Raw genomic sequence first — 20,490 nt, 5'->3', positions numbered from 1 at the left:
CCGTCCTTCGCTTCAGCGCCGCGCCGCGAAAATCTTGAACATGCCGTCGCGGGCGATCTCGGCATGGCTGGAAAAGGCGGCCGCCAGCACCGCCTCATAGGGAAGCTGGCGGTTCGCCACCATGACCAGCCGCCCGCCCGGCTTCAGTGCCCTGGCTGCGGCGCGGATCATGCCCGCGCCGATCTCCGGTTCAGCCGCCCGGCTGCGGTGAAAGGGCGGATTCATGACGACCGTGTCATAGCGCCGCTCGACCGGCTCGTTCAGCAGATCCGTCCAGAAGAAACGCGGTTCCGCCGCCGCGTTGCCGATATTGCCCTTCGCCGCCTCGAGCGCGTCGAACTGCGCCTCGTAGAGATCGATGCCCGAAATGCCGGGGGAACGCGCTGCGACCTCGGCCGCGACATAGCCCCAGCCGGCGCAGAAATCGGCAACGCTGCCGCGCAGGTCGCCTGGCAGGTTTTCCACCAGCAATTTCGAACCCGCATCGACCTTGTCGAAGGAGAACATGCCCGGCGCGGTATGGAAACGGCCCTCGACCACAATGCCGGGGTTCGCGGCGCGAAGCGCTGCCGCAGCCCCGGTATCGTCCGGGCGGCGAAACCAGAAGGCGATGCCGTGATGTTTCGGCAGATGGCCGTCGAGCGGCACAAGCTCATCGATATGCTTGCGCAGGCTGGCGATGCCATCGTCCTTGTCGCCGGCAACGACGATCAATCCTCCCGGCGCCACACGCTCGACCGCCTCGGCGATGCGCAGTTCGTTTCGTCCGCGATGACGGCCGGCAAGCACAAGTGCGGCATCAAACCCGGCGTCTTCCGCTTGCGCTCTAACAGTGAAGCCCGCTGCCTGCAGCGCGCGAAAATGCGGCCGGAAGCCTTGCACGAGGTGAAGCGCGGCGCCGAAGCCTTCCGGCAGACGGAAACCCGGCTCGGCGCCGAGAAAGAGGACGCGCTCGCCTTTTCGCGGCAGGGAGAGAGCCTCTGCTTCGAACGGATGGAAAAGCGTTTTCAAAGGCTCGGCGAACATTCTTCTCGATCATGTCTGAAAATGAAACGGGCGCGACCTTCCGGCGCGCCCGCTTCGATTGCGTTGCGAACATTCAAAGCCTTGGAGCGCCGTGCGTCCAGTTGGACCGCACGTCGCTCCAAAAACCGTTCAGGCGGCGTCTTCTTCGCCTTCGGACTTCTTGTCGCGAGCGATTTCCTTGCCGGTGGCCTGGTCGACGACCTTCATCGACAGGCGAACCTTGCCGCGCTCGTCGAAGCCCATCAGCTTGACCCAGACCTTGTCGCCTTCCTTGACGACGTCGGAGGTCTTGGCGACGCGATCGTTGGCGAGTTGCGAGATGTGGACGAGGCCGTCACGTGGACCGAAGAAGTTGACGAAAGCGCCGAAGTCGGCGGTCTTGACGACCGTGCCTTCGTAGATCTCGCCGACTTCCGGCTCGGCAACGATGGTGTGGATCCACTTCTTGGCCGCCTCGATCTCCTTGGCGTTGGACGAAGCGATCTTGACCGTGCCGTCATCCTCGATGTTGATCTTGGCGCCGGTCTTTTCGACGATCTCGCGGATGACCTTGCCGCCCGAACCGATAACGTCGCGGATCTTGTCGGTCGGGATGTGCATGACCTCGATGCGCGGCGCAAACTCGCCGAGCTCGGCACGCGCGCCGGAGAGCGCATGGGCCATTTCGCCGAGGATATGCTGGCGGCCGTCCTTGGCCTGGTCGAGCGCGACCTTCATGATCTCCTCGGTGATGCCCTCGATCTTGATGTCCATCTGCAGCGAGGTGATGCCGTTGGCGGTGCCGGCAACCTTGAAGTCCATGTCGCCGAGGTGATCCTCGTCGCCAAGGATGTCGGAGAGCACCGCGAAGCGCTCGCCTTCCTTGATCAGGCCCATGGCAATGCCGGCCACCGGCTTGGCCAGCGGCACGCCGGCATCCATCAGCGCCAGCGAGGTGCCGCAGACCGTGGCCATCGACGACGAGCCGTTGGACTCGGTGATCTCCGACACGACGCGCAGCGTGTAGGGGAACTGGTCGGCGGTCGGCAGCATCGGGCGAATGGCGCGCCAGGCGAGCTTGCCGTGGCCGATTTCGCGGCGGCCTGGCGAACCCATGCGGCCGGTTTCACCGACCGAATAGGGCGGGAAGTTGTAGTGCAGGAGGAACTTCTCCTTGTACATGCCGGTCAGCGAATCGACATACTGCTCGTCCTCGCCGGTGCCGAGCGTGGCAACGACCAGCGCCTGGGTCTCGCCGCGGGTGAACAGCGCCGAGCCGTGCGTGCGCGGCAGGACGCCGACTTCGGAAACGATGTTGCGGACCGTCTTCAGGTCGCGGCCGTCGATGCGCGAGCCGGTGTCGAGGATATTCCAGCGCACGACCTTGGCCTGGAGCTCCTTGAAGACGGCGCCGATCTGCTCGGACGTGTACTTGGGCTCTTCGCCTTCGGCAGGCACGAACGCTGCCTTGACCTTGGCCTTGACGGCGTCGACGGCGGCATAGCGCTTCTGCTTGTCGGTGATCTTGTAGGCCTCGCGAAGGTCGCCTTCGACGATCTTCAGCATCTCGGCTTCAAGGGCGGAATAATCCGGCGGGGTGAAGTCGCGCGGATCCTTGGCGGCGACTTCGGCCAGCTTGATGATCGCATCGATCACCGGCTGGAAGCCCTTGTGGCCAAACATGACGGCGCCGAGCATCAAATCCTCGCCGAGTTCCTTGGCTTCGGACTCGACCATCAGCACGGCGTCGGCGGTGCCGGCGACGACGAGGTCAAGCTTCGATTCCTGCATCTCGTCGACATGCGGGTTGAGTACGTATTCGCCGTTGATGTAGCCGACGCGGGCGCCGCCGATCGGGCCCATGAAGGGAACACCGGACAGCGTCAGCGCCGCCGAGGTTGCGACGATCGAGAGGATGTCCGGATCGTTCTCGAGATCGTGCTGGACGACCGTGACGACGATCTGCGTGTCGTTCTTGTAGCCTTCGGCAAAGAGCGGGCGGATCGGGCGGTCGATCAGGCGGGAAACCAGCGTTTCCTTTTCGCTCGGACGGCCTTCGCGCTTGAAATAGCCACCCGGGATCTTGCCGGCGGCATAGGTCTTTTCCTGATAGTTGACGGTCAGCGGGAAGAAATCGAGGCCTGGCTTCGGCTCCTTCATCGAAACGACGGTGGCGAGAACCTTGGTCTCGCCGTAGGTGGCCAGCACAGCGCCGTCAGCCTGACGCGCGATCTTGCCGGTTTCCAGAACGAGCGGACGACCGCCCCATTCGATTTCCACTTTGTGGTGATTGAACATATCTTGTCCTTTGTATGCGGAAAGGGCCGCGCCGTTTCACCGTGCGCGGATGCCCCTTTCCCTGGCTTCATTTCTCGGGCAGCCACGGGCAAGACAGCGGGAAGCTCGGGTCGATCCGGCATAGTTGCCGCACGAGCGTCCTGCAATCCTGCCCCATGACCGTCCATGGGCGGCTCCGAGGGCCTTTTTGCACTCTCGAAACCGGTTCTGGCCAATCGATCCGACCGGCCTTGCGCACAACCCCGAAAACCACTGCTTCCCGGAAAGCGTCACGCGCAAATTCAAACTTTCAGAGCGTCCTTTGCGCGTCCAGGGGGACACACGGCGCTCTACTTCCTTCGCTGAAGCACCGGATTGATCCGATGCTCCAATGCGCGACCGGCGGGCCCTCCGAAGAAAGCCCGCCGGTCAATTCGTCAACGACGCAGACCGAGCTTCTCGATCAGCGTCTGATAGCGCGCGTCGTCCTTGCGCTTGAGATAATCAAGCAGGCTGCGGCGCTGGGAGACGAGAGCGAGCAGACCACGGCGGGAATGGTTATCCTTCTTGTGGTCCTTGAAGTGGTCGGTCAGGTTCTTGATGCGCTCGGAAAGGATGGCCACCTGGACTTCCGGAGACCCGGTATCGCCCTTGGCGGTTGCGAATTCACCCATCAATTCCTTTTTGCGCTCGGCAGTAATCGACATCGTGTTTTTCCTTATCTGTTTGAGGAAACGGGACGCCCTCAGCCGGGATGTCGTCCAGCAGGGGCCGGTGCAAGCGACGCGTCAGGGCGCGAAGCTGCGGCGCATATAGTGCAATTCCAGCAAAAACACCAGCCCAATTCACAAGCCGGCTTTTTGCGGCACGAATGAAGACTTATACCGCCAGAGCGGTGGAAGTCGAATCATGCCGTCGCTCTATCTTTTTGTTTGAGCACCGGATTTTCCCAACCCTTCTCCACTTTGGGTCCGATGCTCTAAAGCCACTTCTTCCATTTGAAGAAGACAACCAGGCCGACCGCGACAACAGCCATGAACAAAAGTGACAGGGGATAGCCGTAATAGGCTTTTAGCTCCGGCATGTTCCAAGGCGAGGTTTCGGGATCGAAGTTCATGCCCCAGACGCCGACGAGGAAGGTGAGCGGCATGAAGATCACCGAGACGATGGTCAGGTAGCTGATGACATCGTTGGTTCGCGCCTGGCTCAGCGACAGATGCATCTCGATCAGGCCGGTCAGCATGTCGCGCTGGGTTTCGACCAGTTCGATCAGCCTGAGCGAATGATCGAGCGTATCGTTCAGGAAAACCTTGGTCTCGGCCTTCACATAAGGCACGTCGTTGCGGATCAGCGTCGCCAGCGCATCGCGCATCGGCCAAAGCACGCCCTTTAGCACGTTGGCATCGCGCCGCAACTCGTGGAGCTGCCGCGTCTGATGTTTTTGCGGCGTGTGCAGCATCTCGTCCTCGATGCTGTCGACCAGTTCGCCGGCAATCTCGACCGATGGGAAATAGCTGTCGACGATGGCATCGATGAGTGCGTAAGCGAGGTAATCGGCGCCGCGTGCGCGCAACCGGTTGGGCATCGAGCTTGCGATGCGCTTGCGCACGGGATCGAATGGATCGCCTTCGCGCTCCTGGAAGGTGACGACGAAGTTGCTGCCGAAGAAGACCGAAATCTGCTCGTAGCGGTGGGCCGTGATGTCGTCGATCATCCTGAGGACGACGAAAGCATGATCCTCGAAGAAATCCACCTTCGGTCGCTGGCCGGTATTGACGACATCTTCCAACGCCAATGGATGCAGGCCGAAAATGCGGCCGATCTCCTCGATCAGCGGGATGTTGGCAAGGCCGGTGCAATCGAGCCAGATGACTGGCCATCTGTCGCAATGGGCATTGACGTCGTTGATACTGGCATTTTCGATGGTCTTGAACTTTTCGGGCGAGATCAACGTCAGCCGCAGTTCGGACCAACGCGCCGCTGGATCGGCGATCAGCGTTCCCGGCGAAGCGCCAACCGGCGGCCGCCGAATTTTCACGGACGCCCGCTTCTTGACCGTCTCAGCCTTTGCCATATGCCCCTCGGGTGTAAACGTCGAGCTGAGACTAGATGAGAGCCGTCACCCGGCAAAGACCCGCTTCGGCTTGAACATGCCCTGCTCGATGGCGCCGATGGCGACCAGCTTGCCGCGCGCCGTGGCGCAGGCTTCCTCGGCTTCCACCGGCGCGTCGCGGCCGCGGATGATGACTGGATTGCCGAGCCGGATCTTGGTCGCCGCATCGTCGCTGATCGCGATCTGCGGCAGGCAATCGAGCGCCACGGCGGTGTCGACCAGAAGCGCGTCGATCGCATCGAAATCGATCGGGGCATCGGCTGAGCCAGCGTCCGCCTGCTCGCCGAAGCGGGCGGCTTCCAGTTCGGCAATGGTGACAAAGTCTTCCTGCGTGAACGGCTCGACCTCGATCCTGCGAAGCTCGGCAATGTGGCCGAAACAGCCGAGATCGCGGCCCATGTCGCGGGCCAGCGAACGCACATAGGTGCCCTTGCCGCATTCGACCTCGAAGATGGTGCAATCGGCGGTGTGCTCGACCAGATCGAGACGGCCGATCTCGACCTCGCGCGCCGGAATGTCGACCGTGGCGCCGTCGCGAGCCAGGTCGTAGGCGCGCTCGCCTGATATCTTGATGGCCGAAAACTGCGGCGGCGTCTGCATGATGACGCCGGTGTATTTGGGCAGCAGCGCCAGCACATCGGCCTCGGCCGGACGCTGGTCTGAACTTTTGCTCACCGGGCCTTCGAGGTCGTCGGTCGAACGCTCCTCACCCCAGGCCACGGTGAAGCGGTAGATCTTGGCGCCGTCCTGCACGTAAGGCACGGTCTTTGTCGCCTCGCCGAGCGCGATCGGCAGCATGCCGGAGGCGAGCGGGTCGAGCGTGCCGGCATGACCGGCCTTCTCCGCCTGGAACAGCCACTTGACCTTGGAGACGGCTTCGGTCGAGCCCATGCCGACGGGCTTGTCCAGCACCAGCCAGCCGGAGACCGGCCGGCCCTTCTTCTTGCCGCGACGCGCCACTATTCGGTATCCTTGTCATAGTCGCTATCATTGTCGCTGCCGAGGTCGCGCGCCACTTCGGGCGATTTCAGCAGATCGTTGATCCTGGCGAAATTGTCGAAGGACGTGTCGAGCCGGAAGCGGAATTCCGGCATGTACTTCATCTGCCGGAGCGCGCCGGAGACACGGCCACGCACGAATTTCGCGTGCTTGTTGAGCGCCTCGACCACGGCAGCGGCGTCCGCGGCGCCGAGCGGCGAGACGAAGGCTGTGGCGATCTTCAGATCGGGCGACATGCGCACTTCGGACACCGAAACCACCGTGTTTTCGATCAGCGGATCGATGATCTCGCCGCGCTGCAAGGTTTCGGACAGCGCATGGCGCACCTGCTCGCCGACGCGAAGCATGCGCTGGGATGGGCCTGACGTGGTTGATCGGGGCATTTTCCTTGGTCCTGAAATCGTGTAGCGCGGGATGGGACCGCGCCGCATGTCTCATATGCTTTGGGCGGCGGCCTTTCGACCACCGCCCGGTTTTCGACGACGGAATGCTCGAACTCAGAGCGTCCTGGTCACCATCTCGACGCGGAAGCACTCGATGATGTCGCCGACGCGCATGTCCTCGTAGTTCTGGAAAGCCATGCCGCATTCCTGGCCGCCCGGAACTTCCGCAACTTCGTCCTTGAAGCGCTTCAGCGTCTTCAGCGTGCCTTCGTGGATGACGACGTTGTCGCGAATCAGGCGCACGCCCGCCCCACGCTCGACCTTGCCCTCGGTGACACGGCAGCCGGCGATCTTGCCGACCTTGGTGATGTCGAAGATCTCGAGGATCTCCGCGTTGCCGATGAAGGTCTCGCGACGCTCCGGCGACAGCAGGCCAGAGAGCGCCGCCTTCACGTCATCCACGAGATTGTAAATGATCGAGTAGTAGCGGATCTCGATGCCCGCGGCCGCGGCGGCGGCGCGCGCCTGCGCGTTGGCGCGGACGTTGAAGCCGATGATCGCGGCACCAGAGGTCTCAGCCAGCGATACGTCGCTTTCGGTGATGCCGCCGGCGCCGGCATGGACGATGCGCGCACGCACCTCGTCGGTGCCGAGCTTGTCGAGCGCCGCGTTGATCGCCTCGATCGAGCCTTGCACGTCGCCCTTGATGACCAGCGGGAATTCCTTCAGCCCGCTCGTCTGCAACTGCGACATCATCTGTTCGAGCGAGCCGCGCTGGCCGGCATGCCTGGCCACTGCCTTCTCGCGCGCCAGGCGCTGGCGATATTCGGTGATCTCGCGGGCGCGGGCCTCGTTGTTGACCACGGCGAAGCGGTCGCCGGCCAGCGGCGTGCCCTGAAGGCCAAGCACCTCGACCGGCATTGCCGGCGGCGCTTCCTTGACCTGCTCGCCGCGATCGTTGACCAGCGCGCGCACCCGGCCCCATTCGTTGCCGGCGACGAGGATGTCGCCCGGCATCAGTGTGCCGGTCTGCACCAGCACGGTGGCTACCGGGCCGCGGCCCTTGTCGAGCTGGGCCTCGATGACGACGCCTTCGGCGGTGCGATCCGGATTGGCCTTCAGGTCGAGGATTTCGGCCTGGAGCAGGATCGCTTCGAGCAGCTTGTCGAGATTGGTGCCCTTGGTCGCCGACACTTCGACGTCCAGCACCTCGCCGCCCATCGATTCGACGAAGACCTCATGACGCAGCAGCTCCGAGCGCACCTTCTGCGGGTCGGCATCATGTTTGTCGATCTTGTTGATCGCCACGATGATCGGAACGCCGGCCGCCTTGGCGTGGTTGATCGATTCGATCGTCTGCGGCATCACGCTGTCGTCGGCTGCCACCACGAGGATGGCAATATCGGTCGCCTGGGCGCCGCGTGCACGCATCGCCGTGAAGGCGGCGTGGCCAGGTGTGTCGATGAAGGTGATCTTTTGACCGTTCTTCTCGACCTGATAGGCGCCGATGTGCTGGGTGATGCCGCCGGCTTCGCCGGAGACGACATTGGCGTTGCGGATGGCGTCGAGCAGCGAGGTCTTGCCGTGATCGACATGGCCCATGATGGTCACCACCGGCGGACGCGACCGGAGGTCTTCCGGACGGTCGGCGATGTTGAACAGGCCTTCCTCGATATCGGACTCAGCGACGCGGCGGACGGTGTGGCCAAATTCGGTGGCGACCAGCTCCGCCGTGTCGGCGTCGATGACGTCGCCCGGCTTCAGGATCTGGCCCTGCTTCATGAAGAACTTGACCACGTCGACCGCACGCTCGGACATGCGCTGCGCCAGTTCCTGGATGGTGATGGTTTCGGGCAGGATCACTTCACGCATGACTTTCTCGCGCGGCTCGTTATGCAGCGCGCGCTTGAACTTCTCTTGACGGCGACGCATCGACGACAGCGAGCGGGCACGCGCATCTTCATCGGAGAGCGCAGAATTCAGCGTCAGCTTGCCGCGGCGGCGGTCTTCCTCGCCCTTGGTCGGCTTGGCCGGACGCGCCACTTCGGGCGTGGCCAGGCGGCGCACGGGCGCGCCGGCTCCGGCACGCTTCGGCTTGGTGTCTTCTTCGTCATCGACCGTCGCAAGCTCAGCGGCCAGCGGCGCGCGACGGCGCGCCTCTTCCTCGGCACGGCGGCGGGACTCGGCCTCGGCCTGCAGCCGCGCTTCTTCCTCGGCCTGGCGGCGCGCGGATTCCTCGCGCTCGCGGCGGCGGCGCTCTTCATCCTCGGCACGGCGCTTGGCCTCTTCGATGGCGCGCTGGCGATCCTCGACGTCGCGCACCTTCGAACCCTCGAGGGCCCGGCGGCGCGCCTCCATTTCATTGCGCGACAATTCGTTCAGCACCATGCCGCCGCGTTCGGCCGGCGGCGGCGGCGCCTTGGGCGCTTCCTGCACAACAGATGCTGCCGCCACAGGCGGCTTCGGCGTGAACACGGGAGCGGCAGCCGGCTCCGGCTTGTCGCCGGGCAGCGAGAACTTGCGCTTCTTGGTCTCGACCACGACCGCCTTGGTGCGGCCATGCGAGAAGTTCTGGCGCACCGTGCCCTGTTCCATGCCAGGGCGCTTCAGCGTCAAAGTCTTCTTCGGCGTCACACTCAACGTCTTGTCGTCGCCTGATTTCGTATCGCTCATTCCATATCCTCTGCGGCATCATCTTCGTCAGCAACGGCCGCAAGCATTGCCAGATCGTCCGGGGAACCGCCCCGATACCGGTCGAGCGCAACCATGCGCTTCTGGACCGCCCTGCCCGCGTCTTCCGCGAGAACGGCAGCATGTATCACATTTGTACCCCCCAATGCCAAGCTCAACTCGGCCTCGGAGAAAAGTTTGTAGGCAGGGATGGCGGGGCCGCCGAGATGGACGGTCGCCCGCCGCGCCTGGCTGATCTTGCGCACGCCATCATCCGACGCTTGGGTCGCATGCAGCACGAAAAGCGCCAGTCCGCTACGCACCGCGCTCTCGACCTTGGTGGCGCCAAGAGCGATCACGCCAGCCTTGCGGGCAAGACCCAGCATGCCCAGAGCGGATCTGGAAAGCAGCCCCTCGACCATGCCACCGAGATCGGGCGGTACGGTCACCTTTGCCTCAAACGCGCGGGCAAACAGGTTCTTCGCCGCCGCCTTGTCAACATGTAGGCGGTCGGCGGTCACCCAGCAACCACGGCCGGGCAAGTTTCTCTTGATATCCGGAACGACGGCCGAATCCGGGCCGACGACGAAACGGATCAGTTCACCCGGTTCGGCCTGTCTGCGCGTGACGATGCAGGTGCGATCGTTCATCTCGTCCAAGGGCAGGTTCGGTGCGATGCGGTTTCACCTCACGCACCAACGGTTTCATCAGCCGGCGCTTCCTGCGCCGCAAGCTCGTCTTCGGTGATCCAGCCGGCCTTGAGGCGGGCAGCCAGAACCATCTGCTCGGCATCGGCGCGCGAAACGCCGTGATTGGCAAGCACCCCGGGGAACACCTTGGTTTCGCCCTCCTTGCGTTCCTTCCAGCCGGTCAGGTCGTCGGCGGCATAACCTGCAAAATCCTCGATCGTCTTCACGCCATCTTCGCCGAGCGTCACCATCATGGCGGTGGTGATGCCGGGAATCTCGCGCAATTCGTCCTTCACGCCCAGCGCCTTGCGCTTCTCGTCGTGCTCGGCTTCGACCTTCTCCAGATATTCGCGAGCGCGGGCCTGGATTTCCGAAGCGGTGTCCTCGTCGAAGCCGTCGATCGAAGCGATCTCGTCGGCATCGACATAGGCGACTTCCTCGACGCTGGTGAAGCCTTCGGAGGCAAGCACCTGGCCGACCATCTCGTCGACGTTCAGCGCATCCATGAACAGCGCCGAGCGCTCGACAAACTCCTTCTGGCGGCGCTCGCTCTCTTCCTGCTCGGTCAGGATATCGATATCCCAGCCGGTGAGCTGCGAGGCAAGCCGGACGTTCTGGCCGCGACGGCCGATGGCCAGCGACAGCTGGTCGTCCGGCACCACGACTTCGATGCGCTCGGCATCCTCGTCGAGCACCACCTTGGCGACTTCCGCCGGCTGCAACGCATTAACGATGAATGACGCGGCCGAAGGCGACCACGGAATGATATCGATCTTCTCGCCTTGCAACTCGCCGACGACCGCCTGGACGCGGCTGCCGCGCATACCGACGCAGGCGCCGACCGGATCGATGGAACTGTCACGCGAGATGACGGCGATCTTGGCGCGCGAGCCCGGATCGCGGGCGACCGACTTGATCTCGATGATGCCGTCATAGATTTCCGGCACTTCCATGGTGAACAGTTTCGCCATGAACTGCGGATGGGTGCGCGACAGGAAGATCTGCGGGCCGCGCTGCTCGCGGCGCACGTCGTAGACATAGGCGCGGACGCGATCGCCATATTTGTAGTTCTCGCGTGGGATCAACTCGTCACGACGGATGATCGCCTCGCCGCGGCCGAGATCGACGATGACGTTGCCATATTCGACGCGCTTGACAGTGCCGTTGACGATTTCGCCGATGCGGTCCTTGTATTCGTCATACTGGCGATCGCGCTCGGCCTCGCGCACCTTCTGCACGATGACCTGCTTGGCCGACTGGGCAGCGATGCGGCCGAAATCCATCGGCGGCAGCTGTTCGGCGATGAAGTCGCCGAGCTGAGCGTCGGGATTCCGCTCACGCGCCGAGGAAATGGCGATCTGCGTCGCATAATCGTCGACCTTCTCGACCACTTCCATCAGCCGCTGCAGCTTCATCTCGCCGGTGTTGGGATTGATGTCGGCGCGGATGTTGGTCTCCTGGCCGTAGCGCGAGCGCGCCGCCTTCTGGATCGCATCGGCCATGGCGGCGATGACGATCGACTTGTCGATCGACTTTTCACGCGCTACCGCGTCGGCGATCTGCAGCAGTTCAAGTCTGTTGGCGCTTACAACCATCTTTTTTCTCCCGAGCCTGTCGCCGAGCCTTTTGCGCCCGGCAGCTCAATCACATTTCCTGTTTGGTTTCGTTTTCCGCGTCTTCGGGCGCATCGTCCGGTTCGCCGCGGCGTTTCTTCGCTTCCTTGCGCGCCCTATTGTCCTTCGACAACGCGTCGCGGATGAGGTCGTCAGTCAGGATCAGCCGCGCGTCGGCAATCGCGTCATAGGGAATGCGCACCGTCGGCTCCTCGCCATAGGCCGCCTTGTCGCGCTCGATCAGCACGCCGTCCGCATCGCTCTCGGCGATCGTGCCCTTGAAGCGCTTGCGGTCGGCGACGAGGACCGACGTCTCCATCTTGATCAGATGGCCTGTCCACGCCGCGAAGTCCGATTTGCGGACCAGCGGCCGATCGATGCCCGGCGACGACACTTCGAGATGATACGCCTTCTCGATCGGATCATCGACATCGAGGGCAGGCGACACCGCCCGGCTGACCTCTTCGCAATCCTCGACGGTCATGGTGCCGTCCTCGCGCTCGGCCATGATCTGCAGCGTGAGCCCGTTCTGGCCCGACAGATGCACCCGCACGAGGCGGAAGCCGATGGCCCGCAGCACCGGCTGCACGATCAGCGCGATGCGCGCATCGATACCGCTTTCGCGGATGATACGATCGTCGGCTTCGCTTGCCGTCACTGTCATTCGATCCCTGTCGCTGGTTTCGTGGCTGGCCGGCAGGAAATAAAAAAGAGCGGGACCGGGTGGACCCACTCTTCGTCATACCGACCAAGAATTTGAGCTTTATATAGACGATCCGGACCAGCGTTTCAAGTCTGGCGTGCCGCTGTGTCGTAAGCAGATGAGTTGTCCGTTTTTCTCAGCGCCAGCCTTGCGTCAGGCGCATGGCGCCTATGCGGCAAGCTGCTGTGATATCAGGCGATGCGCGCCTATCTATGTTGCATTGCACAAGCAGGATTGCGCTTGGGTAGGATCACGCATCGCATGAAAGGTCAAAACCATGAGCAGCCGTAGGTTATTTTCTGCTATCGGCGATATCTTCACCACGTTCGGCAGCGCCGTGGCCGTATCGCGGGCCGTCGAAATCGGCCGCAAGCCACGTGCGAGCGACCTGCGCAAGCTCGGCATCGAACCGACCGCCTTCGACAAGATCGGCCGCTTCTGAAAACAGATGACCGCCTGGCGCGCGGAGCTTCGGTTCCCGCCAGCGCTTATTTCCGGACGAAGGTTAGATAGGCCGGCCGCCGGCCCTCGCGAATGGCCTTCGCCTCGTAGCGCGTGCCCGGCCAGCCGTCATAGGGCCGATGCCAGTCCGCTGCCTCACTTGCCTGCCACGCGAGCGCGCCATGCGCCCGGCAGTGCAAGAGCGTCCAATTCACATAGCTATCGATGTCGGACGCGAAGCGGAATTTTCCGCCGGGCTTCAAGACGCGGGCGAAGCGGTCGAGATTGACCGGGCTGACGAAGCGCCGCTTCCAGTGTTTCTTCTTCGGCCAGGGGTCGGGATAGAGAAGGTCGATGCCATCGAGCGAGGCTTGCGGAAGCCAGTCGAGCAGGCGCGTGGCGTCGTCATCATAGACCCGAAGATTGGCGAGCGGCCGTTCCCGGATCGCCATCATCAACTTGGCCATGCCGTTGACGAACGGCTCGACGCCGATAAAGCCGGTCGCGGGAGCCGTCGTCGCCCGATGCAGCAGGTGCTCGCCGCCGCCGAAGCCGATTTCCAGGCAGATCGCTGAAACGTTCGCCTTGAACAGGGCGCGCAAATCAGCCGGCGCCTCAGTCGTCAAGTCGAGCTTGTATGCCCTGAGGCCGCTTTCCAGCGCCGCCGCCTGCTGCGGGCGAACAGTCTTGCCGCGCCGCCGGCCGAAAAACGCTTCGGTCGCGCGGCTTGGCCTGTCTTCAGCGTTCATGGTCAGGCGGCGACCGCGTCCTTGGCCGCGAGGGCGTCCCTGAGCGCCTTGGCGAGATCGGTCCTCTCCCAGGAGAAGGAACCGTCGCGGCCGGCCTTGCGGCCGAAATGGCCGTAGGACGACGTCTTGGCGTAGATCGGCCGGTTGAGGTCGAGGTGACGGCGAATGCCGGATGGCGACAGGTCCATCACGGTGCGCAGCGCATCTTCGAGCTTGGCCTCGTCGACCTTGCCGGTGCCGTGCAGGTCGACATAGACCGACAGCGGCTGAGCGACGCCGATGGCATAGGAAAGCTGGATGGTGCAGCGGTCGGCGAGCTTCGCCGCCACCACGTTCTTGGCGAGGTAACGCGCCGCGTAGGCCGCGGAACGGTCGACCTTGGTGGTGTCCTTGCCGGAGAAGGCGCCGCCGCCATGGGGTGCTGCACCACCATAGGTATCGACGATGATCTTGCGGCCGGTCAGACCGGCGTCGCCGTCCGGACCGCCGATGACGAACTTGCCGGTCGGGTTGATGTACCAGTTGCAGTTGTCGGCGATCTTCAAGTCGCCAAGCGCTTCACGAATGTAGGGTTCGACGACCTTGCGGACCTTCTTCGAATCCCAACTCGCATCAAGATGCTGGGTCGACAGCACGATCTGCGTCGCCTCCGCAGCCTTGCCGTCGATGTAGCGGACGGTGACCTGGCTCTTGGCATCCGGCCCGAGCTTAGCGGCTTCGCCGATGCCCTGGTGGCGCGCGGCGGCCAGCAGTTCGAGAATCTTGTGGCTGTAGTAGATCGGCGCCGGCATCAGGTCAGGCGTTTCGCGGCAGGCGTAGCCGAACATTATGCCCTGGTCGCCGGCGCCTTCCTCGCCCTGCCGGTCGGAGGCGCTGTCGACGCCTTGGCCGATGTCTGGCGACTGGCCGTGCAGCAGAACCTCGATCTTTGCCGTCTTCCAATGGAAGCCGGCCTGCTCGTAGCCGATTTCGCGGATCGCCTTTCGGGCAACCGACTTGAACTTTGCCGGGTTGACGACCGGATGACCGGCGCCGTCCATCAGGATGTTGCCAGCCTTGTCCTTTTTCAGCAGCGTCTCGGGGACGCGAACCTCGCCGGCAATGACGACGCGATTCGTGGTCGCCAGCGTCTCGCAGGCGACACGAACCTTCCAGGGATCCATGCCGGTCTTCCTGGCCTCGCGATAGACCAGGTCGACGATCTCGTCGGAGATACGATCACAAACCTTGTCGGGGTGACCCTCGGCAACAGATTCCGAGGTGAAGAAGTAGTTCTGCCGCGTCACGGGTGTCCCCTCTTGAAAAAACGATCGGCAGGCTGCCGATTTTGGCGCGCCACGTGTTAGCGGTGCCGGGCGCCGTTCGTCAAGCGGTGCAGCAGGTTTGGCATGAATGTCAGCACAGTTGCCTTGTGCCACCGGCGGCAAGACGCCACCGCTGGCCCATGATTTTGGATCAGTCGGCATCGTCCGTCGAAAGGGTTTTCACGAGTTCTATGATCTTGCGGCGCACCTTCACGTCGGCGATCTTGACGAAGGCGCGATTGAGCTGAAGCCCTTCCGGGCTGCCGCAGAATTCGATGGCGAAGGCCATCGACGCATCCTCGGCAAATCCGCGATTGCCCGCGGCCTCCTGACCCGGCGCATCCTCGAAAAAGAAGGCGACGGGTACACTGAGTATCGAGGCTATCGCCTGCAGGCGGCTGGCGCCGACGCGATTCGTACCCTTTTCATACTTCTGGATCTGTTGAAACGTGATACCGAGATTCTCACCCAGCTTTTCCTGGCTCATTCCAAGCATATTGCGACGAAGCCTGATGCGACTCCCGACATGGATGTCGATCGGATTCGGCTTTTTCTTGTTTTCTTCTGTCATTGTTTCCTCGCCGAATTTTTCCGGCTTTTTTCTATTTTTCTTGCCCAAACGAAGCCGGAGCCCACGGCCCCAACCCAAAACGACGACCGACTTCGAGAAATTTTAGGCGCTTACAGTATGAGTTTCTAATGTGTCGACTGTCAATTCGCCGGTAGCCGTTGCCTTACATTCAATGTGAAGGCGGCCAGGGCAAACAGGAACATAATCAGCATTCCGTTAATGCGCCGTTGGCCGGCGGAGACAAGGGCGTGCCCGGAAACAGGCACCCGTACATCGATGGCTCCGCGTGCGTCGACCGCAAGAGCGTCGACAACATGTCCGCGCGGGTCGACAACGGCGGAGATGCCATTGTTGGCCGCACGCAACAAAGGCAATCCGTTCTCCACCGCGCGAATCTGAGCCTGCCTGAAATGCTGGTACGGACCTGGCGTGTCGCCGAACCACGCATCGTTCGTGACGTTCACAATAAGCTCGGCTGACGCAACGTCAACTGCCGCCAGATCAGGAAAGATGACTTCATAGCAAATGAACGGAAGGGCGCGGACGCCGCCCGCCACCGTGATCGGATGCCGTTCATTGCCTGCCGTAAAGGTCATCGGGCCGGCGACGAGCTGTTCGATCCCGAAGCGGCCGAGCAGGTCGGCGAAAGGCAGGTATTCGCCAAAAGGCACCAGATGAACCTTGTCGACGGCATCGACCATTTCACCTTTGTCGTCGATTGCGACCACGGAATTGTAGTACCGGCTGCCGGCATTGGCTGCCGAACCGCCTTCCTCCCTCACGACGCCGGCGATCAGCATCTGGCCAGGCCCAAGCATGTCGCCCAATGCGGTCAACGCATCCGGGCGCTCGGTAAAGAGAAACGGCACCGACGTCTCCGGCCACAGAATCAGTTGCGGCTTGTCTTGGCCGGGGTCTGGCGCCTTGGCCGACAGCCCCATCATGGTGGCGAAGATGCGGTCGCGCACCGCGGCATCCCACTTCTCGCTGAGATCGACGGCCGGCTGAACGATACGGACATTGATTGCGCGGCTTGCCGACTCGACCGGAGCGGTAAGCCTGACATAGCCGAAGCCGACATGGGCGGCGACGAGTACGGCAAGTAAGGCCCCACCGAGGCTGACATGCCGGCGCGCCGCAACGAGAGCCGGCAGCGCGAAGACGAAGACCGCCAGCGTGTTCATGCCGATCATGCCGGTCACCGACACGCTCTGCATCAGCAAGGGCACCGGCATTGCCGCGTAACCGACGGCATTCCAGGGAAAGCCGGTGAACAGGAAGCCGCGCAGCCATTCCGCCAGGCCAAAACCGAAGGCTAGTGCGGCGATGCGGCCGATGTCGTTGCTCCACAGCAGCCGGGCGACGAGCGTGGCGAAACCGTAGAAGAAGGCGAGCGCGAAGGGGATTCCGATCACGGCGAACGGCAAGGCCCAGGCGAAACTGTCGGCCTCGACCAGGAGCGCTGAACCGATCCACCACAGGCCGGCAAGAAAATAGCCGAAGCCGAACCACCAGCCGACGGCGAAGGCCGGCCGCAAACGCCTGAGCCAGCCATCGGAGGCTTCGCCGGTCGCGCCGTCGAGAAGCCAGACGAGCAGCGGAAACGAGACAAAACAGACAGCGAAGAAATCGTAAGGCGCCTGGGCAAGAACCGCCAGCGCCCCAGCAAGAAACGCCACCAGCGCGCGCCGCCAGCCCCAAAGCAGAATTATCCGGCCGGTAAGGCGCTGCATCGATGCTTCCGACTCGTGCGAATCACGGCAGCAGATTTATCAGGCTGCGGTTCGCGTTCCAAACCCGATCCCAGCGCTATCGGTGCCAGCCGTCAATCCGCAGGCCGCTCAGTTGCTCAGCCTCCTCGCGTGAGGCGGGGCGCAGGGTCTGCGTGAAGGTCCAGACATGGCCTTCGGGATGGCGCGCCCGGTACAGCCGTTCGCCGTAGAACTGGTCGGCAGGTTGCTGGACGATCTCGGCTCCCGCCGCCCTGGCATGCTCGCAATGGGCGTCCAGGCCGTCCTTGAGGCGCACATAGGCCGATTGCGTGTTCTTGCCGCCGAGCGAGGCCGGGCTGGCGACATGGTCGGCCCATTCGGAATCGACGATGATATAGGCATCACCGAACCGCATCTCGGAATGGACGAGCCTGCCATCGGCGTCGCTGACCACCATGCTCGGCTCGAAGCCGAACGCCGCCTCAAGCCAGGCCAACGCAGCCCGCGGATCCTTGTAGAAAATACCGGAGCCCAGGGTCGAGTGCTTGAACGGGTCGTCGATCGGCATCGGTCTGGCTGCGGCTCTCAAGCCTGCTCGGTGCGGGCGGCGCGCCGGCGGCGTTCGCCCTTCAGGATCTGCACGATGCGCACGCGCTTGACCCGGCGCGGATCGGCGTCGAGCACGTGGAACTCGAAGCCGGGTATCGCCTGCACCACTTCGCCGCGGGCCGGAACACGGCCAAGCGTGTTGAAGATCATGCCACCGATCGTATCGACATACTCGCCATGTTCACCGGCGGCAAAGTCGCCGCCGATCATCTTGGCAACGTCGTCGATCTCGGCCTTGCCGTCGACGAGGAAGACACCGTCGCCGGTCTGCGTGACCAACGGCTCGTCGTCATCATGCTCGTCCTCGATGTCGCCGACCACCATCTCGACGATGTCTTCCAGCGAGACCAGGCCATCGGTGCCGCCATATTCGTCGATGACCAGCGCCATCTGAGTGCGTGTCGTCTGCATCCGCCCCATGAGATCGGAGGCGAGCATCGACGGCGGCACGAAAAGCACCGGTCGGATCAGGCTCAACTCGCCGATGGTGCGCGCAAGATCGACCTTGGCAAGATCGAGCAGTGTGCTGACGGGTGCCTTTCTGCTCGTCCTGCCCTTCCTGACGCGGGCGATCTTGGTAATGTGAGCCAGCACATCGCGGATGTGGACCATGCCGCGCGGGTCGTCGAGCGTCTCGGAATAGACCGGCATGCGGGAATGGCCGGCCTGCTCGAACAGGCCGAGAAGATCGCCCAGCGTCGTCGTGATCTCGACAGCCTCGATGTCGGCACGCGGCACCATGACGTCCTCTACGCGCACCTCGCGCAGCCGCAGGATGTTGTTGAGCATGGCCCGCTCGCCGGGCGAGAAGGATTCGGCATCGCTGGCCGCTTCGGCCAGCGCGCCGGCGATCTCCTCGCGCAGGCTGGTGCCGTTGCGCTGCCTGAACAGGCCGAGCACACGATCGAACAGGGAAGGACCGGCAGGCGATGGCTCGCTGGCGATGCTGCCGGTCGTGGTACTCGGACTTGAGCCCTCTTCCGTCTTTTCGGAAGGCTTGGTCGCACTGCCGGCGTCGGGGCGGGCGGCAGTCTCTGGTTTGTCGTTCATTGTCGTCCGGTCAATTGATCTTTTGTAGTTACGCGTAGGGATCGGGAATGGCAAGCCTCGCAAGCGCGGCGCGCTCGATCGCTTCCATCGCCTCTGCCTCGGCGTCGGTCTCGTGATCGTAGCCCAGCAAATGCAGCAGGCCGTGGATGACGAGATGGATGATATGGTTCTCGACGGGCTTGTCTTCCAGTGCCGCTTCGCGCGCGATCGTCTCGGCGGCCAGCACGATGTCGCCCAGCATCGGCGGCAGCGGGCCGCCCTTGGCGAGCGGAAAAGCTGGGAAAGACAGGACGTTGGTCGGCTTGTCCTTGCCGCGCCAGCCGGCATTGAGGGTGCGGATATGGACATCGTCGGAAAAAACGACGCTGAGCTCGGAACGGCCGGCCATGCCGGTTTCGGCAAAGGCGGCCGAGACGGCACGGTCGACAAGGCGCGTCAGCGCTGCCTCGTCAGGCCAGTCGCCCGCCTCGACCGATATATCGATATCGACGGACGGAGCGGCGCCGACAGGCTTCCTGCCTTCAGCCATGAGGCCGCATCGTCAGATCAGCTTTCGGCACCCAAACCCCTGGCCAGCTTGCCGTCGCGATCGTAGGCCTTGACGATCTCGGCGACCAGCGGGTGCCTGACGACGTCGCCTTCGTTGAAGCGGACCGTCACCATGCCGGTGACGCCATCGAGGATCCTGAGCGCCTCGACCAGGCCGGACTTGGTGTTCGGCGGCAGGTCGATCTGGCTCGGATCGCCGGTGACGATCATGCGCGAGTTCTCGCCAAGACGGGTCAGGAACATCTTCATCTGCATCGGCGTGGTGTTCTGCGCCTCATCGAGGATGACGGCGGCATGCGCCAGCGTGCGGCCGCGCATGAAGGCCAGTGGCGCGATCTCGATCACCTCGGCGGCAATGGCGCGTTCGACCTTGTCGGCCGGCATCATGTCGTAAAGCGCGTCATAGAGCGGCCGCAGATAGGGATCGACCTTCTCCTTCATGTCGCCAGGCAGGAAGCCGAGGCGCTCGCCGGCCTCGACAGCGGGCCGCGACAGCACGATGCGCTCGACCATGCCACGTTCGAGCAGCATTGCCGCATGCGCCACCGCCAGGAAGGTTTTTCCCGTGCCGGCGGGGCCGATGCCGAAGACGAGTTCGGACCGCTCCAGCGCACGCATATAGGCGTCCTGGTTGAGCGAACGGGCATAGATCGTCTTCTTGCGCGTGGCGATCTGGGCGGCGGACACCTTGCCCTTGCGCTCCAGCGTCGGCAGCGTCAGCTGGTCGTCGGCGGCGATCGCCATGCGCACGGCGCCGTCGACGTCCGACTGGCTGATGTCGGTGCCTTTCTGAAGAATGCCGTAGAGATTATCGAGGGCGCGCCGCGCCTGCTCGGCTGCCGAGGCGGTGCCCTTGATGGTCAGCTGATTGCCGCGCGAGCGGATGTCGACGCCGAGCTTCTGCTCGAGCCGGGCCAGATTTTCGTCGAACTGGCCGTAAAGGGCGCTGGCAAGCTTGTTGTTGTCGAAAGTCAGAACGATGTGCGCCATATCCGAGGCCCCGGATGATTGGTTCGGGGGCAGGTTCTTCAGTTCCGCAGCGCTCAACCGTCT

Annotated in this window: 19 protein-coding genes; 1 reads left to right on the top strand and 18 read right to left on the bottom strand. The window is 63.3% G+C overall.

Annotation, left to right across the window (positions count from 1 at the left end):
- Positions 1–12: 12 nt before the first annotated feature.
- From EN859_RS07410 to rimP, 10 genes are all read right to left on the bottom strand, one after another.
- Positions 13–1,026, bottom strand: a complete 1,014-nt coding sequence (locus tag EN859_RS07410; protein WP_127852765.1) for a class I SAM-dependent methyltransferase — start codon at positions 1,024–1,026, stop codon at positions 13–15.
- A 129-nt stretch (positions 1,027–1,155) separates the two neighbouring features.
- Positions 1,156–3,303: a polyribonucleotide nucleotidyltransferase gene (gene pnp, locus EN859_RS07405; RefSeq protein ID WP_127852766.1), complete on the bottom strand. Its 2,148-nt coding sequence runs from the start codon at positions 3,301–3,303 to the stop codon at positions 1,156–1,158.
- A gap of 416 nt (positions 3,304–3,719) precedes the next feature.
- Positions 3,720–4,031 carry a 30S ribosomal protein S15 gene (gene rpsO / locus EN859_RS07400; RefSeq protein WP_280953385.1) on the bottom strand — a complete coding sequence of 104 codons (312 nt, stop codon included), beginning with the start codon at positions 4,029–4,031 and terminating at the stop codon, positions 3,720–3,722.
- Between the two features lie 230 nt (positions 4,032–4,261).
- Positions 4,262–5,356, bottom strand: a complete 1,095-nt coding sequence (corA, locus tag EN859_RS07395) for a magnesium/cobalt transporter CorA (protein WP_127852767.1) — start codon at positions 5,354–5,356, stop codon at positions 4,262–4,264.
- Positions 5,357–5,401: 45 nt separating this feature from the next.
- The gene (truB, locus tag EN859_RS07390; RefSeq protein ID WP_127852768.1) at positions 5,402–6,355 is read right to left on the bottom strand and encodes a tRNA pseudouridine(55) synthase TruB; all 954 of its coding nucleotides are present in this window, start codon (positions 6,353–6,355) and stop codon (positions 5,402–5,404) included.
- Positions 6,355–6,777: a 30S ribosome-binding factor RbfA gene (rbfA, locus tag EN859_RS07385; RefSeq protein WP_127852769.1), complete on the bottom strand. Its 423-nt coding sequence runs from the start codon at positions 6,775–6,777 to the stop codon at positions 6,355–6,357. Before rbfA ends, truB begins: the two co-directional genes overlap by 1 nt.
- 114 nt (positions 6,778–6,891) lie before the next feature.
- Positions 6,892–9,450 (bottom strand): translation initiation factor IF-2, encoded by a 2,559-nt coding sequence (gene infB / locus EN859_RS07380; protein WP_127852770.1) that lies wholly within the window; start codon positions 9,448–9,450, stop codon positions 6,892–6,894.
- Positions 9,447–10,097: an RNA-binding protein gene (locus EN859_RS07375; RefSeq protein WP_127852771.1), complete on the bottom strand. Its 651-nt coding sequence runs from the start codon at positions 10,095–10,097 to the stop codon at positions 9,447–9,449. The genes infB and EN859_RS07375 overlap by 4 nt, the downstream gene beginning before the upstream one ends.
- A gap of 38 nt (positions 10,098–10,135) precedes the next feature.
- Positions 10,136–11,731, bottom strand: coding sequence for a transcription termination factor NusA (gene nusA, locus EN859_RS07370; protein ID WP_127852772.1), 1,596 nt, complete (start codon positions 11,729–11,731; stop codon positions 10,136–10,138).
- A 49-nt stretch (positions 11,732–11,780) separates the two neighbouring features.
- Positions 11,781–12,413: a ribosome maturation factor RimP gene (gene rimP, locus EN859_RS07365; protein WP_127852773.1), complete on the bottom strand. Its 633-nt coding sequence runs from the start codon at positions 12,411–12,413 to the stop codon at positions 11,781–11,783.
- 316 nt (positions 12,414–12,729) lie between these two features.
- On the opposite strand from rimP, the gene EN859_RS07360 reads away from it, so the two are divergent.
- Positions 12,730–12,894: a hypothetical protein gene (locus tag EN859_RS07360; protein WP_127852774.1), complete on the top strand. Its 165-nt coding sequence runs from the start codon at positions 12,730–12,732 to the stop codon at positions 12,892–12,894.
- A 46-nt stretch (positions 12,895–12,940) separates the two neighbouring features.
- Here the strand turns inward: EN859_RS07360 and EN859_RS07355 are convergent, their stop codons facing one another.
- From EN859_RS07355 to EN859_RS07320, 8 genes are all read right to left on the bottom strand, one after another.
- Positions 12,941–13,642: a tRNA (guanosine(46)-N(7))-methyltransferase TrmB gene (locus EN859_RS07355; RefSeq protein WP_127852775.1), complete on the bottom strand. Its 702-nt coding sequence runs from the start codon at positions 13,640–13,642 to the stop codon at positions 12,941–12,943.
- Positions 13,643–13,644: 2 nt separating this feature from the next.
- Positions 13,645–14,928, bottom strand: a complete 1,284-nt coding sequence (metK, locus tag EN859_RS07350) for a methionine adenosyltransferase (RefSeq protein WP_127852776.1) — start codon at positions 14,926–14,928, stop codon at positions 13,645–13,647.
- A 169-nt stretch (positions 14,929–15,097) separates the two neighbouring features.
- Positions 15,098–15,517, bottom strand: a complete 420-nt coding sequence (locus tag EN859_RS07345) for a helix-turn-helix transcriptional regulator (protein WP_127852777.1) — start codon at positions 15,515–15,517, stop codon at positions 15,098–15,100.
- Positions 15,518–15,657: 140 nt separating this feature from the next.
- Positions 15,658–17,250, bottom strand: a complete 1,593-nt coding sequence (gene lnt / locus EN859_RS07340; protein ID WP_127852778.1) for an apolipoprotein N-acyltransferase — start codon at positions 17,248–17,250, stop codon at positions 15,658–15,660.
- A 76-nt stretch (positions 17,251–17,326) separates the two neighbouring features.
- On the bottom strand, positions 17,327–17,797 hold the full coding sequence (locus EN859_RS07335; protein ID WP_127852779.1) for a VOC family protein: 471 nt from the start codon (positions 17,795–17,797) through the stop codon (positions 17,327–17,329).
- A 17-nt stretch (positions 17,798–17,814) separates the two neighbouring features.
- Positions 17,815–18,888: a hemolysin family protein gene (locus EN859_RS07330; RefSeq protein ID WP_127852780.1), complete on the bottom strand. Its 1,074-nt coding sequence runs from the start codon at positions 18,886–18,888 to the stop codon at positions 17,815–17,817.
- Positions 18,889–18,916: 28 nt separating this feature from the next.
- Positions 18,917–19,417, bottom strand: a complete 501-nt coding sequence (gene ybeY, locus EN859_RS07325) for an rRNA maturation RNase YbeY (RefSeq protein ID WP_127852781.1) — start codon at positions 19,415–19,417, stop codon at positions 18,917–18,919.
- Positions 19,418–19,434: 17 nt separating this feature from the next.
- Complete coding sequence (locus tag EN859_RS07320) at positions 19,435–20,484, bottom strand: PhoH family protein (protein WP_127852782.1); 1,050 nt, start codon at positions 20,482–20,484, stop codon at positions 19,435–19,437.
- Between the last annotated feature and the right edge of the window lie 6 nt (positions 20,485–20,490).

Origin of the sequence: Mesorhizobium sp. M00.F.Ca.ET.216.01.1.1, assembly GCF_004010325.2 — a bacterium.
GTDB lineage: Bacteria > Pseudomonadota > Alphaproteobacteria > Rhizobiales > Rhizobiaceae > Mesorhizobium.
This window is presented reverse-complemented; position numbering and strand designations above follow the sequence as displayed.